The organism is Parabacteroides sp. Y3-G-102, assembly GCF_023656845.1.
In the GTDB taxonomy this organism is placed as follows: domain Bacteria; phylum Bacteroidota; class Bacteroidia; order Bacteroidales; family Tannerellaceae; genus Parabacteroides; species Parabacteroides distasonis.
The window spans coordinates 21,258-36,483 of the sequence record NZ_JAMOKU010000054.1 but is presented as its reverse complement, the minus strand read 5'-3'; the positions used below and the strand labels follow the sequence as shown (position 1 = coordinate 36,483).

Annotated in this window: 9 protein-coding genes; 2 read left to right on the top strand and 7 right to left on the bottom strand. The window is 45.8% G+C overall.

The features are described 5' to 3' along the window. Positions 1-344 precede the first annotated feature (344 nt). The 6 genes from NBH16_RS20165 to NBH16_RS20140 all read right to left on the bottom strand — a co-directional run bounded on the left by NBH16_RS20165 (position 345) and on the right by NBH16_RS20140 (position 8,932). Positions 345-2,276, bottom strand: a complete 1,932-nt coding sequence (locus tag NBH16_RS20165; RefSeq protein WP_008774163.1) for a SusD/RagB family nutrient-binding outer membrane lipoprotein — start codon at positions 2,274-2,276, stop codon at positions 345-347. Positions 2,277-2,296: 20 nt separating this feature from the next. Next, on the bottom strand, positions 2,297-5,467 hold the full coding sequence (locus NBH16_RS20160) for a SusC/RagA family TonB-linked outer membrane protein (protein ID WP_005866145.1): 3,171 nt from the start codon (positions 5,465-5,467) through the stop codon (positions 2,297-2,299). A 525-nt stretch (positions 5,468-5,992) separates the two neighbouring features. Further along, positions 5,993-6,997, bottom strand: a complete 1,005-nt coding sequence (locus NBH16_RS20155; protein WP_129984430.1) for a M28 family metallopeptidase — start codon at positions 6,995-6,997, stop codon at positions 5,993-5,995. Positions 6,998-7,230: 233 nt separating this feature from the next. After that, the gene (locus tag NBH16_RS20150; protein ID WP_005858277.1) at positions 7,231-7,392 is read right to left on the bottom strand and encodes a hypothetical protein; all 162 of its coding nucleotides are present in this window, start codon (positions 7,390-7,392) and stop codon (positions 7,231-7,233) included. Positions 7,393-7,578: 186 nt separating this feature from the next. After that, positions 7,579-8,121, bottom strand: coding sequence for a beta-class carbonic anhydrase (locus tag NBH16_RS20145; protein ID WP_005866142.1), 543 nt, complete (start codon positions 8,119-8,121; stop codon positions 7,579-7,581). 34 nt (positions 8,122-8,155) lie between these two features. Then, a complete protein-coding gene (locus tag NBH16_RS20140; RefSeq protein ID WP_008778109.1) occupies positions 8,156-8,932 on the bottom strand; it encodes a Cof-type HAD-IIB family hydrolase in 777 nt (258 codons plus the stop codon). A 96-nt stretch (positions 8,933-9,028) separates the two neighbouring features. Here NBH16_RS20140 and NBH16_RS20135 point away from each other — a divergent pair, with 96 nt between their 5' ends. Both NBH16_RS20135 and NBH16_RS20130 read left to right on the top strand, forming a co-directional pair. After that, complete coding sequence (locus NBH16_RS20135; protein ID WP_250789001.1) at positions 9,029-10,063, top strand: aldo/keto reductase; 1,035 nt, start codon at positions 9,029-9,031, stop codon at positions 10,061-10,063. Positions 10,064-10,210: 147 nt separating this feature from the next. Next, positions 10,211-11,380, top strand: a complete 1,170-nt coding sequence (locus NBH16_RS20130; protein ID WP_158532893.1) for a porin — start codon at positions 10,211-10,213, stop codon at positions 11,378-11,380. 283 nt (positions 11,381-11,663) lie between these two features. Here NBH16_RS20130 and nifJ read toward each other — a convergent pair whose 3' ends face one another. Continuing rightward, on the bottom strand, positions 11,664-15,215 hold the full coding sequence (gene nifJ, locus NBH16_RS20125; protein ID WP_250789000.1) for a pyruvate:ferredoxin (flavodoxin) oxidoreductase: 3,552 nt from the start codon (positions 15,213-15,215) through the stop codon (positions 11,664-11,666). Positions 15,216-15,226 lie beyond the last annotated feature (11 nt).

Here is a 15,226-nt window from a genome sequence, read left to right as displayed (position 1 = left end):
GATGACAAGCTTTTTGGTAGGCTTTATCAGAGAGTGACAAGTAAGCCAGGAGGATCATGAGTTTATTGACAAGTAAAGTTGTTTAACTACCCCAAAAGTGACAAGTGATTTTAGGAATGGACAACAAGTGATTTTAGGAATGGACAATATATATACTGCGTTGCCCCAATAATATATACTGCGTTGGTCAAGTAAGATATACTACGTTTATTAGAATGCCCATCATAAGCACCTTTCGACCGCAGTCGGCAGGGGCTTACGATGGGCATTGTTAGATGCTTATAATAGCGGTCGGCACAAATACACAAAAACAGGGGCTTTTGACACACCCTCTTTCATATAAATCAATGTTTAGCCCACCATAGCGGAGTAGAAATTAAATCAGCTCCACCCAATAGCTCAACAGCTTTCATATAACTATCCTTACTATTGATTTCCATATTCGCTGGATAGCGCAGACGTTCTTGATAGAATTCCCACTTACATTCCTTACAGTTAGCACGAGTAAGAGGCAACTCGTTACTAGAAACGTTATAATCTATCTCAACAGCTTGATTCTCAAAGAAAGGCAAACCTAAACGACGATGATCAGACCATGCCTCTAAAGGTAACCAAGGAACCTGTGCCAAGTATTTTTGCGAGATTATCTTTGTCAGCTTATCATTATTGACCGTACCATTCTTATAAATAGAATTTTTCGGATAAGTATAAGTAGTAGTCTTTTTCTCACCAGTATAACCATCTACATATTCAGCCGTATAAGACTTTGCTTCCGCCGTATGATCAAAAGCGACAGAAGTACCTACACGGTTATATTCCGTAGAACTCAAATAATCATTTAAGAACTCAGATACACCGTGATATTCAAAGCTAGCTGCTATACCAGCCTCATAATGAGATTTCGCACTACCAGACACGTTCCAACCATACAACGCAGCTTCAGCCAATAAGAACTCCGTCTCCCACGGCCCAAACCATACACGCTTATTCGTACTTTCACGATATATCTTGGATAAAGAAGGATAAGTCTTACTTGCTCCTGTCAATTCGCTGGTTAGCGCTGAGTATTTATCCCATTTTCCAGCAACCCAAGTATTCCAAGTATATTTCACGTTCAACTCCAAATATGTCTTATTGTTATCCTCAACATTTCCAGTAGCAGGATCCGCTAAACGAGCCTTATCAGCCAAACCGATATTAGAGAAATAAACAGTACCATCATCATATCCCGGAATATGAAACAACTTAGTAGCACGAGGATCAATCTTTGAAGGAAGAGCATCAAAGAAATAGCCTGCAGCCGGATCATTCGTAGAAACCGGTAAGTGTTTTTCTAATCGAAGGCCTAGATAATTACGAGCATCTTTCAATACCACATCCTCTTTTATCGCCGCAGGAACTTGGAAATCGATTCCTCCTAGGCCAATCATCATATTATTAATGGTGACCGAAATGGGTTGGGCATTCCAAGGACGAGACATCACACCATCAAGATCAGTCCAACCGCCTTTTTCTTGCACCTGAGCAATTTCATCTTGCGTAGTAATAAAATTATTCGTCGAAGCGGCATCCTCAAAAGCAGCCTTTGCTTTAGCTTGATCTACAGCAGATAAACGCATAGCGTAGCGCAAGCGTAATGAGTTCGCATACTTTATCCATTTAGAGGCATCACCATCATAGAAAGCATCCGTTTTCTCTGATGTAATAGCGCTCATATCCGCATTTACATCTATCTTGCCAGCGGCATCTTTCAATTCAGAAATAATAAAATCATAAATATCTTCTATACTCTTATATTCTACGATACCATCAAAAGCGTTTGCCGGAGGCACAGGACCAAAGTTATCAGCCAATTCAGAGATGACATAAGCCCGCCAAATACGAGACATCTGTAGCAAATTGTTCTCATAAGGATACTCCGGATTGGCGGCACGTTCCGTACCAATTTTCACGGCCATATTAACATTGTTCAGCCATCCCACTCCATAATCAACGCCAAAGTAGTCCGTATTATAATCATTATAATTCGCACCTGTAGCTAAACCACTACGACGTTCAAAACGAGCCGCACTTTTCCATTGATACACGAACACACGCTCTGCGATATGCGGGTTCTGCTGTGCCCCCATGATTGATTTATTCAGTAGATAAGATACTTTGATCGCACTTTCATCTACGGCATTCGGGTCTTTATTTATTTCCTCAAAGTCGTTACATGCAGTAAATAAAACGGCTAATGAAGCTAACCCTATTATTGTTCTTTTTAATGTTTTCATACTTAAAATCATCTTTCTTATTAGAAACCAACTGTTACATTAAATGTGAAAGAGCGAGAAGTCGGAGCTGCCCCATTCTCAAAACCAGTAGCATTGGAATTTGTAGCCGAAATAGATTCCGGATCAATACCTTCCAAATGATTTACAATCATCCAAACGTTATTCGCCACGAATGATACACGTACTTTCTGTAATGGGGTTTTCTCTAACCATTTTTTCTCAAAATCATAACCAACGGTAATATTACGTAGACGAATATTAGTAGCATCATATAAAAATGCCTCACCCACACCGATATTACCTCCGGCAGCACGTCCCCAGTACAATTCAGGAGTAACAGCATTAGAATTTGCCGTATAACCACCATTTCCATCAGAAGTCACTGAATTCGGAACTACAAATTCCTCACGGGTTCCATTTATAACGGTACCTGCGGCATTACCTGCCTTGTACAAATTAGCAGTGGTCGCTGAGTAAATATTTCCACCAATACGAGCATCAATCAAAAAGCTCAAAGAAATATTTTTATAAGAGAACGAGTTAGTCCATCCCAACATACAATCAGGCTGTTGATTCCCCAGATAATAATCATCTGAAGTAACTAATGGTAAACCTTGAGCATCTACAATAATTTTACCAGCATGTTCCCCACTTTCAACACGTTGGAATTTTTTACCATAAATATCGCCATAATAACTACCCGTACGGGCTACAATCTTTAAATCATCAAAAGTCTTGATGCCATATTCATTTACTCCTTCATACAAATCTATGATTTTATTTTTATTGAAGGAAGCATTCAATGTTGTTTCCCAATTTAAGCCTCTAGGATTCTGCAAAATAGTACCATAAAGCATTAATTCCACACCTGAATTTTGAATATTACCTGCATTGATCTTACGTTTGGAATAACCAGAAAATGGATCCATTGCCAAATCTAGCAATTGGCGGGTAGCATTAGATTTGTACCAAGCCGCATCAATACCTAATCGATTATTGAAAAACTTCAAATCAATACCGGCTTCCCAAGATTTAATCAACTCTGAACGTACAGAAGAATCATATAAAGTAGTTCCTAGAGCTGCAGTTGGGTTACCATTTGGATCTTTATCAACCTTGAATACAGTATACAATTGATATGGATCAAGGTCATTACCTACTTCCGCATAAGAAGCACGAACCTTAGCGAAACTCATCCATTCCGGCATTGTACCGCCAACCTTTTCCACCATATCTGAAATAACACCAGATAAGCTAACCGAAGGATAAAAATAAGATTGGTTTTCTTTACTCATAGTGGAAGACCAGTCATTACGAGCCGTAATATCCATAAACAGCCAGCCATCCCAGTTCATTTGCAAAGAACCGTAAATAGAATTCATCTTGCGCTGTACATCTTCAGATGTATGCGTCATATTATTCTTGTCAGCGGCATTAGACATCGCAAATAGATTCGGGATCAATAAATCACCCGTACCAGCCTCTAATTTCTTACGGCGTTGCATCATCAAGTTTCCACCCACGGTCACAAAACCACCAAACTTGCTAAAAAGGTTATCTTTCTTAAAGGTAGTCAAGAAACTATAGTTGTTCTCATAAAAAGTCTCCGACTTCTCAGAGTAACGCCCTTTCGGATTCACATTACCACCAGAATATACCTTATTTGTAGTCGTAGTCGTATAATAGTCCGTACCGCCTTTTAGCTCGAGGTTCCACCAGTCCGTTATCTTATAAGAAAGAGAAATTGTACCTAACAAACGATTACGAGAGTCTTGATTTGTTCTATAATCTTTAATCCAATACGGATTTTCTTGGGGAGTACTCTCGGTATCCCACCAAATCATATTTCCATTTTCGTCCAAACAGTTCTCCAGATCCCTAATATCCAGCGATCGTGGTAAATTATAGATCGTACTAAAGGCATTCGATTGGTTAATACCTTGGATTGGACGATTCTTTGCGTTATTATTTAAATAGTTGGCTTTTGCATCTAATTTCCATCTTTTATCCGGACCGAACTCGCTTGTTCCACGCAAAGTAAGAGACGTTTTATTTAATGATGCACCCGGAACGATGCCCTTATCATCAGAGCGATTAATTGAGGCGAATACCGCCGTCCCATCATAGCTCTGCTGAAAAGATACACCTTCATTGAATGAAGTTCCTTTCTGGAAATAAGCATCTATATTATCATAAGTATACATCTGGACTTTCTGCCCATCCCAGCGATCAATTGTTACGGAACCATCGGCAACAGGCCCCCAGCTTGAACGGTCTTTCACATTATATATGCCATTTGTACCCTGACCATACGTATTCTGTAATTCTGGTTTCAAAAACATGCTTTCCACTGTAACTCCGGCATTTACAGTAATACCTAATCCACTTTGCTTTTTACCCGATTTCGTCGTAATCAAAATTACGCCATTACCTGCACGAGAACCATATAACGCGGCGGCTGAAGCTCCTTTCAACACGTTCATGGATTCGATATCTTCCGGGTTGATATCTGACAAACCATTACCCATATCCACGCCGCTATTACCCCAAGCATCATCAACTCCTCCAGTAAAGTTATCCATTGGAATACCATCGACAACAATCAACGGCTGATTAGATCCAGTTAATGAATTATTACCACGCAATACAATTTTTGAAGAACCGCCAGGGCCACTACTAGAACGAACTACCTGCAAACCCGATACTTTACCAGATAACGCATTCGCAATATTACTTTCCCGTGCATTTACAAGTTCGTCTCCTTTCAATTCTTGCGTAGCATATCCCAACGCTTTCTTCTCACGCTTGATACCCAAGGCCGTAACCACGACCTCATCCAATTTCTGGGTGTCTTCCGCTAATTTGATAACGCCTACCGGCTTACCGGTATACGTAAGCTCCATGGTGGAGTAACCAATGAATGAGATTTGGATTACATCACCATTCTTGACGCCATCCAAAGTGAAATTACCGTCCATATCGGTAATCGTTCCATTAGACGTTCCTTTCACGACAACTGACGCTCCGGTCACTGGGCCGAAATCATCTTCCACTGTACCTGTTACTTTCCCGTTTTGCTGGGAGATAGAGGTACCTTGCTCAACAGGTGCGATGTTGGCATACATACTTCCCGAGAAGCATAACGCACCCGCACATAGAATTAAGCTGACAGGTTTAAAGTTTTTCAACATAACTGATGGTTTTATTAATAAATAATTAGACAATGTCTTGGCGAAACATTTGTCTTTTAAAATTATTCACATACATACACTCACTCCTGAGTTCTAGCGTAATTAAGTTCAAATAAAAAATGGGCTAACTATCGGAGTCCTACATGAACTCAAGTCGATTTTAACTTAAAATCGTTTATATTTCTAATTTTATATTGTAAAACATAAAAATAAGGGAGGATTTATTTAATTATAATAACACAATGTAATGAATATTTCATATCTTTGCCTCCGATATAAAATGTGCTAGGTATTTTGGCGCCAACTAAATAAAACAACTTCTACTTAAGAAAAGTTCATGTAGAACTAAGTATCCGCGGTAAGATATGAAATTACAGTAATTCAAGCGTTTTTTCAGAATATAAAAGCAAGCCAGCTTCATCGGCAAAGTAAGTTAATTAAAATGCCAAAGTAAGTTAACTTACTTCGCCGATGAAGTTAACTTACTTTTATTAGATATCTTCTATTGAAAAAGACGTATAATCTCTAAAAATCTTTCTCATTCGCCATATACCACATATTAAGGAACGAGGCCTTCGTGATATTCACCACCTTGTCCCAATTAATCCGGTCGGCATGGTCGCTCGGTTGATGGTAATCCGGATGCCCGTCGGTATGATACCAGATAATAGGGATACCTATCTTTGCGAAGGAACCGTTATCACTCCCTCCTACCGGGTTATCCCACGGACGATAATCCGGTGCCAGATTCAAGTTGTATTTCTTGATATCGTTCTTCAGCCAATCGCCGAAAGCAGGGTGCGCCTCTGTATAGAAATAAACCACATGGGTAGGCTTCGCCTCGTTATTGTTACGGCCGATCATATCGAAATTCAAATATCCTTTCACGTTCTTTATCTCTGGAAAAGACTGAACGAAGGCTTTCGATCCGAGAAGCCCTTTCTCCTCGCCGTCCCAGAAAGCGAATATAACGGTTCGCTCCGGTTGCTGGCCCGTGGCAAGGAAAGCCCTCGCTATCTGCAAAACGGCAGAGACTCCGGAAGCGTTATCGTCCGCCCCGTTATAGATCTGGTCGCCATCCAGCATCGGGTCGATACCCAGATGGTCATAGTGAGCGCCGACGATCACGATCTCACTCGGGTTCTTGCCCTCTATCTTACCCAAGATATTATTCAAGGAAAGTTTCTGGAAAACACCGGTTTGCTTGATAGCCGCTATGGAATCCGGCTGCACCTGCCAGCGGGCCCCTCTCTTCTGGCGTTCCATATGGTAAGCCTCAAACGGATGGTAATAAGAGTCTCCTACAGGGTCGATACCCAATGATTTCAGGTTCGCCACGATATAATCGCCCGCTATACGGCCTCCACGGAAACCGGCCTCACGGCCCTCCAGATCATCATCGGCCAAGAAACCGATATGCGCCTCGGCGGTCGATCTATTTATCACGTCCAAACCTTTCTTCTCCGGACTTTCCGCCCAAAGAGCCGTACTTAATGCCAGCGACATTAAGAGTAATCCTGCTTTTTTCATCGTTTTTGTGTTCAAATGATTATTGTTTTAGCTTTTTCATCCACAAATATAAGTAATTTCCCTGATACGCGAAGGAGGAGGAAAGGAAAGGGCACAAAAAAAAGGCTCACCCGGCCGTATCGCCAAAGGTAATCCTCATTTCCTATCTCTCACCATTCCGTTTTGAACGGAGGTAAGAGATGACATCTAATTTATTTCTTACTTTAATTCTTTACTTAAAAAGACGCGGTCTTTTAGTTCTTATCCGCATCTACACTCATTTCGCTCATAAGGCGACGGATCTCAGCGTTTAATCGCTGACTCATGGCACCATTGCCAGCTGACTGGTAACGATCTGCTTGATAACGCAACATCGCTAAAGCACGAAGGCTTTTCTCATTTTCTCTCATCATCATAATCTTTTTGTTTTACGCTTCCCACGCTTGGAAAGCCAGTTAATAAATAATCCTAAAACGATCTTTCTTTCTTAATTCGTTACAAAGATAACCATTTTATCCGAAACAATGTTGTAGAACATAATAAAATATTTCATTTTTTCGATTATTTATGACTTGTGCAAATAAGTCTAAATACGCCGGGGATTACTCCACCGGCGTTAATTCACCTGTAACAGAGTCTATTACAAACCCTCTTACCGTTATATCCGACGGAACCAGCGGATGATTCCGAATTTGCTCCACGGTCTCGTGCACGGAAGCCTCGGAGGTCTCGAATCCCCGCAACCACGACTCGAAGTTTATACCGCAATATCGGATCATATCTATTCGTTCCTGCGGAATTCCCCGCTCTTTCATCTTTTCGATCATCTCGGAGCTATTCATGTGCTTGGCTCCGCAATCGGTATGCCCGATTATCATTACCTCTACAACCCCAAGCTCGTAAATCGCCACCATCAAGCTCCGGATAACGCTTCCGAAGGGGTGGGATATGATCGCCCCCGCGTTCTTTATAATTTTCACGTCTCCATTCTTGATGCCCAAGGAGGCGGGTAGCAACTCGGTCAGCCGGGTATCCATGCAAGACACGATGGCGATCTTCTTATCGGGATATTTATTCGTGATATACTTCTCATACCCCTTGTTCTTTACGAACTCACGATTATAGCTTACCAATTCATCAATCATAGCGTTTGTGATTTAGCGTTATTAAACTGTTTATTTATATAACATCGAAATGTCTTAAAGCGTTCATGACACCATCGTCATCTACGGAGTCGGTCACGTAATCCGCCGCCTCTTTCACCTCGTCGCCGGCGTTACCCATGGCTACCCCGATCCCGGCGTGGCGAAGCATGGCCATATCGTTGCCTCCATCGCCAAAAGCCATCGTCTCGTGGAGCGAGATCCCGTAATACTCGATGATCTTATCGATCCCTACCGCCTTACTGCTCCCCCGCGGCACGACATCCGCAAATAGCGGGTTCCAACGAGTAGCCTCGCAATGCGGCAAGACGGACATGATACGTTCTTCATGGCCGGGAGAGAAAAAGGCTATCAGCTGGTATACTTCCTTACCCCCGTTGCCACGCAAAGGACGCAAGGGAGGATGAGGGAAGTCTAGCATGTCGTAAAGCTGTCGCACAGAATCATCCACGTAGTTCTGGTAAATCCCATCTTCCTCCACCAAGGCGCACGGGAACGCCTCCTCATTCTCTTGATAGCGGATCAACGCCTCTATATCCTCCGACGGGATATTATGTTTATAGATAACCTTATCTTTTCCGGCCAAGCAATATCCTCCGTTCAAGGTAACATAGCCATCAAACTCTTGCGTCCCGAGGTTATTGATAGATTGCAACTGGCGGCCGGTAGCGATGAAAACCTTGATTCCCTTTTCTCGCAACAGGTCCAAGGCCCGGACCGTGGAGTCCGGTAGTTTATGCGTCTTGAAGCTTACCAACGTACCGTCAATGTCAAAAAATACTGCCTTAATCATACTTATACCTATTATCTTCTTTTAATGACAAAGATACACTTTATTTGTTACATTTGTATTTTCATTTCCTTCATCAAATAATAGATATAGTTTTTTATGGAATACAGACAACTAGGAGGTTCCGGATTATACGTTCCGGCACTTTGTTTAGGTACGGCTACTTTTGGTGGCACGAATGGTTTTGAAGGTTGGGGACATACCGAGGTGGAAGAGGCTACCCGTATGGTCAATCTTTGCTTGGACGCCGGGGTGAATCTATTCGATACGGCGGATGTCTACTCCAACGGTCTTTCCGAGGAAATCTTGGGAAAGGCGATCCACGGATTGAGGAATCGCCTCTTGATCTCCACGAAGGCGACTTTCAACCTAAGCCCGGAGAGCCGTAACGCCATCGGTTCTTCCCGTTTCCATCTGATACAGGCGTGCGAGGCGAGCCTGAGACGATTGAACACGGATCATATCGACATTTATCATATGCACGGTTTCGACGCGAATACCCCGGTAGAGGAGACACTCCGAGCCTTGGACGACTTGGTGACGAGCGGGAAGGTCCGTTATATCGCTTGCTCGAACTTCTCCGGCTGGCATTTAATGAAGTCGCTTTCCGTATCGGAACGGTATGGATGGAGCCGGTACGTGGCCCAACAGGTTTATTACTCCTTGTTGAACTGGGAGTTTGAGTGGGAACTGATGCCGCTAGGCATCGACCAAAAGGTGGGCGCCATTATCTGGAGCCCTTTATCCGCCGGACGTCTGGGCGGGAAGTACCGCCGGAATAACCCGATCCCGACGGACGGGCGTGTCGCTCGCGGAGGAAGCCCGATACCCGACGAGGCTACTTCTTACGAACGCCTGTACGACATCGTGGAGGTATTGGAACAGGTAGCCGAGGAGAGCGGGCATAGCGTGGCCCAATGCGCCTTGAACTGGTTATTGCAACGGCCTACCGTAAGCAGCCTTATCATAGGAGCCCGCACGGAAGAGCAGCTAAGGCAGAACCTAGAGGCCGTAGGCTGGAACCTCAGCCCGGAGCAGGTGAAGCGCCTCGATATGGCAAGCCAGACGACCCCGATCTACCCGTATTGGCATCAAGCGCAGTTCCCGGAATTGAATTCTCAATTGAGATTCTAGACGGACGCTGGCGAAAGCGTATACACCTCGGGATGCGGATTGCACGAAAGCCCGCATCCCCTACCCCCCCATTTTCATCCCCTTAAACGTATCTTGGTTAAGACGTTTTTTATACTTTTGTAGTCTGTTACCAACTAAATCTATCGTATGAGGAAACATTTTCTACTTTTCTTGCTTTGTCTAGCCACGAACGCCAGCCTGACAGCCCAAGAGACCCTTCGGGAGAATAACGGGGAACCTACACTCGTGGAACGATTATCGAACGGAGAGATCAAGATCAATAGCGCCGAGATGAACTTCCAGCTTTTCACCTCGGCCAACGCTGAGTTTGTCGGGAACGAGCTAGACGGTATGAACTTCAAGCTGAACCGTGTCCGGCTGGAGATCAAGGGGGATGTAGGCAAGTGGCTGGGGTATCATTACCGGCAGTCGTTCAACAAATACTCCGATCCCTATTCGCTCGACAACCTCTCCTCCTCGCTCGAGCTGGCTTACGTGAACCTAAAGGCACGGCATAATCTCAATTTCACGATCGGCAAGCAGTTCGTTAATTTCGGGGGATACGAGTATTACGTCAATTCCATCCGGGTACGAGAGTTTAGCGAGTTCAATAATTTACTGACCGCCTACCAAGCCGGTATCTCGGGCAACTGGCAAGTCAACCCGGACCACGAGCTTTGTTTCCAGATCGTGAATAACCGCAACGGTAACGATGAGGACATCTACCCTACCGGACTTCCCGAGGGTACCGCCAAGGCCAAGATACCCTTTATGTACACGGTCAACTGGAATAGCTATTATCTGGACAAGACCTTGCAACTGCGTTATGCCACCGCCGTCGGACAGCAGACCCGCAAGCGCTACTCCTACTATTTCACCTGTGGCAATACCTATGAGAAAGGCCCGTTGCTAACGTACCTCGACGTTATGTACACCCGCCAAGGGATCGACCAGCATGGGGTCGTCAGCCGTCTGCCCGGAACGCCTCATACCGCCATGAACACCGAATACCTATCGATTATCGGCGACGTGGATTACCGTGTCCACCCCCAATGGAACGTTTACGTGAAAGGGGCGTACGAGACCGCCCGGGTGTATAAGAGCAACGGTGATTTCCGGAAAGGGATGTACCGCCGTTCGTGGAATGCGCAGAGTAGCGTGGAATTCTTCCCCTTCAAGCAACTCGACCTTTTCGTATTCGTCCTATACACCTACCGGGGCGTTATCCTAGAGAAAGCCGCCACGCGAATGGGAGCCATAGAGCCGGATACACACCGTATATCGCTGGGGCTGGTCTATTCGATCCCGGTCTTCTGAGAAACCGCACATACGGTAGCGCAGGCTTGCAGATATGGTAGTACAAGCTTGTAGATACGTTCGTGCAAACTTGCAGATACGTTCGTGCAAACGTGTAGATACGTTAGTACGGACTTGTAGATACGGTAGCGCGGGCTGACACATAAGGAAGTACAGGCCGGCACATACGGTAGTACAGGTCCGTATCGCCTTATGTGCAGCCTCCCCCATCCACCCCATAAAAAAAGCGGTGCCTTCCGTTTCCGGAGACACCGCCCTCATTCTATACTAAAGACCTGTTATATTAAGCCTCTACATCCCAATTCTCGGCAGCCATACGTTTGTAGCTACGCAGACGCCATTTAGCGTTCTCCTCGGCGGCGGCAAACAACTCAGCGGCCTCAGCCGGATATTGTTTAGCTACGGAAGCGAAACGAACCTCACCCTTCAAGAAGTCTTGGAACTTGCTCCAATCCGGCTCCTTGCTATCCAAGGTGAACGGATTCTTGCCCTCTGCCTCCAAAGCCGGGTTGTAACGCCACAAGTGCCAGTAACCGCATGCTACGGCTTCTTTCTCCTCAGCTTGCGACTTACCCATACCCTTCTTCAAACCGTGGTTGATACAAGGAGCGTAAGCGATGATCAAGGAAGGACCGTCGTAAGCCTCGGCCTCGCGGATCGCCTTCAATGTCTGGGCTTGGTCGGCACCCATAGCGATCTGAGCCACATATACGTAACCGTAAGTAGTAGCCATCAAGCCTAGGTCTTTCTTACGTACCCTCTTACCGGAAGCGGCGAACTTAGCGATAGCGCCCACCGGAGTAGCCTTCGAGGACTGACCACCCGTGTTAGAGTAAACCTCGGTATCCAATACCATGATATTTACGTTCTTGCCGGAAGCGATCACGTGATCCAAACCACCGTAACCGATATCGTAAGAAGCACCGTCACCACCGATAATCCATTGAGAACGTTTTACCAAGAAGTGAGACAATTCCTTGATCTGAGCGCAAACCGGACAACCCTCCTTGATGCCTTGCTCAACGAATGCCATGATTTGCGGAGCCAATTCCTTCGTCTTCTCGGCGTCGTTCTGGTTAGCGATCCAAGCGGCGGCTATTTCCTTGGCCTCAGCCGGAGCATGCTCGCCCACGGTGATCTGTTGCAACAAGCCTTCCAGACGTTTACGCATCTTCTCGTTCGCCAATTCCATACCCAAGCCGAACTCGCAGAAGTCCTCGAACAAAGAGTTTGCCCAAGCAGGACCTTGACCCTTCTCGTTCGTTGTATAAGGAGTGGAAGGAACAGAACCGGAGTAGATAGAAGAACATCCGGTAGCGTTAGCCACCATCTCGCGGTCGCCGAACAACTGGGTGATCAACTTCACGTACGGAGTCTCGCCACAACCGGAGCAAGCGCCTGAGAATTCAAACAACGGAGTAGCGAACTGTGAGTTCTTCACGTTAGACTTCACGTCTACCAAGTTTTGCTTAGAAGAAACGTTAGCTACGCAGTAGTTCCAGTTATCGGCCTCAGCCAACTGACCTTCCAGCGGAACCATAGACAAAGCCTTGTTGCCCTTGAATCCCGGACAAACATCAGCACAGTTACCGCAACCCAAGCAGTCCATAACGTCTACCTGCATACGGAACTTCATACCCTTCATAGCGGCCGGAGCCTTCACATCCAACATGGCGAAGCTAGCGCCCTTCTGCTCCTCATCGTTCAATACGAACGGACGGATAGAAGCGTGAGGACAAACGTAAGCACATTGGTTACACTGGATACAGTTCGCCTCATTCCAAACCGGAACGAAAGCGGCCACGCCACGTTTCTCGTATTTAGCGGTTCCTTGCGCCCAAGTACCATCCTCGATGCCCTTGAATGCGGAAACCTTCAATAAGTCGCCATCCTGAGCGTTGATCGGACGAACTACCTCGTTGATGAAAGCGGGATCGTTGTTTACGACAGCCTCATCATCCGGAAGATTAGCCCAAGCGGGATCAACCGTCAATTGGTTGTACTCGCCACCACGGTCTACAGCCGCGTAGTTCTTGTTAACTACGTCCTCTCCCTTCTTACCGTAAGACTTAACGATGAATTTCTTCATCTGCTCGATAGCCAAGTCTACAGGGATAACACCTGTGATACGGAAGAAAGCGGACTGAAGGATCGTATTGGTACGGTTACCTAAACCGATCTCCAAGGCGATCTGTGTAGCGTTGATATAATATACAGTGATATTCTTCTGAGCGAAGTAACGTTTTACCTTATTAGGCAAGTGCTTAGCCAACTCCTCAGCGCCCCAAACGGTATTCAACAAGAAGGTACCGTTCTCACGCAAACCGCGAGTCACGTCGTACATGCGCAAATAAGCCTGAACGTGGCAAGCCACGAAGTTCGGGGTATTCACCAAATAAGTAGAACGGATCGGATGATCACCAAAACGTAAGTGAGAACAAGTGAAACCACCGGATTTCTTAGAGTCGTAAGAGAAATAAGCCTGACAGTATTTATCCGTATTATCACCGATAATCTTCACCGAGTTCTTGTTAGCGCCTACCGTACCGTCGGCACCCAAACCGTAGAACTTAGCCTCGAACATACCCTCACCGCCCAAGGCGATCTCTTCCTTCTGAGGCAGAGAAGTGAAAGTAACGTCATCCACGATACCGATCGTGAACTGGTTCTTCGGCATCGGCAACGCCAAGTTCTCGAATACGGACAGGATCTGAGCCGGAGTCGTATCCTTAGAACCCAAACCATAACGGCCACCTACGATAACCGGAGCATCCTCCTGGCCATAGAAGCAGTCTTTTACGTCCAGATACAACGGCTCACCGTTAGCACCCGGCTCTTTCGTACGATCCAATACGGCGATACGCTTAGCGGTCTTAGGCACGGCAGCCAAGAAATGCTTAGCGGAGAACGGACGATACAAGTGAACGGATACCAAACCTACCTTCTCGCCCTTAGCGATCAAGTGATCGATAGCCTCACGAGCGGCCTCCGTAACAGAACCCATGGCGATGATCACACGCTCAGCGTCCTCAGCTCCGTAATAATCGAACAAACCGTATTTACGGCCTGTGATCTTGGAAACCTCGTTCATATATTCTTCTACGATAGCGGGAACTGCTTCGTAGTACGTGTTGGAAGATTCTCTGTGCTGGAAGAAATGATCCGGGTTCTCGGCCATACCGCGAGCGACCGGTCTCTCCGGATTCAAGGCACGGGCACGGAACTCAGCCAAGGCCTTCTGGTCGATAAGCGGAGCCAAGTCCTCATTCTCCAAAGCCTCGATCTTCTGGATCTCGTGAGAGGTACGGAAACCGTCGAAGAAGTTCACGAACGGCACACGAGACTTGATCGTAGCCAAGTGAGCGACACCGGCTAAGTCCATAACCTCCTGTACGGAACCCTCAGCCAACATAGCGAAACCTGTCTGACGAGCAGACATCACGTCTTGATGGTCACCGAAGATACACAACGCATGAGAAGCCAATGTACGAGCGGATACGTGGAAAACGCAAGGAAGCAATTCACCGGCGATCTTGTACATATTAGGGATCATAAGCAACAAACCTTGAGAAGCAGTGTAGGTTGTTGTCAAGGCACCCGCTTGCAATGAACCGTGAACAGCACCTGCGGCACCACCCTCTGATTGCATTTCCTGTACCATTACAGTCTCGCCGAAAATATTCTTACGTCCGGCTGCAGCCCATTCATCTACATATTCAGCCATTGTAGACGACGGAGTGATGGGGTAAATCGCAGCTACCTCGCTGAACATATACGAGATATGAGCAGCGGCCTGGTTACCATCACAGGTTAAAAATTTCTTCTGTTTTGTCATAGACCTATAAA

What these genes read in the sequence shown, in the direction of transcription:
- NBH16_RS20165 (WP_008774163.1), bottom strand. Translation starts at nt 2,276, where the DNA reads ATGAAAACATTAAAAAGAACAATAATAGGGTTAGCTTCATTAGCCGTT.
- NBH16_RS20160 (WP_005866145.1), bottom strand. Translation starts at nt 5,467, where the DNA reads ATGTTGAAAAACTTTAAACCTGTCAGCTTAATTCTATGTGCGGGTGCG.
- NBH16_RS20155 (WP_129984430.1), bottom strand. Translation starts at nt 6,997, where the DNA reads ATGAAAAAAGCAGGATTACTCTTAATGTCGCTGGCATTAAGTACGGCT.
- NBH16_RS20150 (WP_005858277.1), bottom strand. Translation starts at nt 7,392, where the DNA reads ATGATGATGAGAGAAAATGAGAAAAGCCTTCGTGCTTTAGCGATGTTG.
- NBH16_RS20145 (WP_005866142.1), bottom strand. Translation starts at nt 8,121, where the DNA reads ATGATTGATGAATTGGTAAGCTATAATCGTGAGTTCGTAAAGAACAAG.
- NBH16_RS20140 (WP_008778109.1), bottom strand. Translation starts at nt 8,932, where the DNA reads ATGATTAAGGCAGTATTTTTTGACATTGACGGTACGTTGGTAAGCTTC.
- NBH16_RS20135 (WP_250789001.1), top strand. Translation starts at nt 9,029, where the DNA reads ATGGAATACAGACAACTAGGAGGTTCCGGATTATACGTTCCGGCACTT.
- NBH16_RS20130 (WP_158532893.1), top strand. Translation starts at nt 10,211, where the DNA reads ATGAGGAAACATTTTCTACTTTTCTTGCTTTGTCTAGCCACGAACGCC.
- nifJ (WP_250789000.1), bottom strand. Translation starts at nt 15,215, where the DNA reads ATGACAAAACAGAAGAAATTTTTAACCTGTGATGGTAACCAGGCCGCT.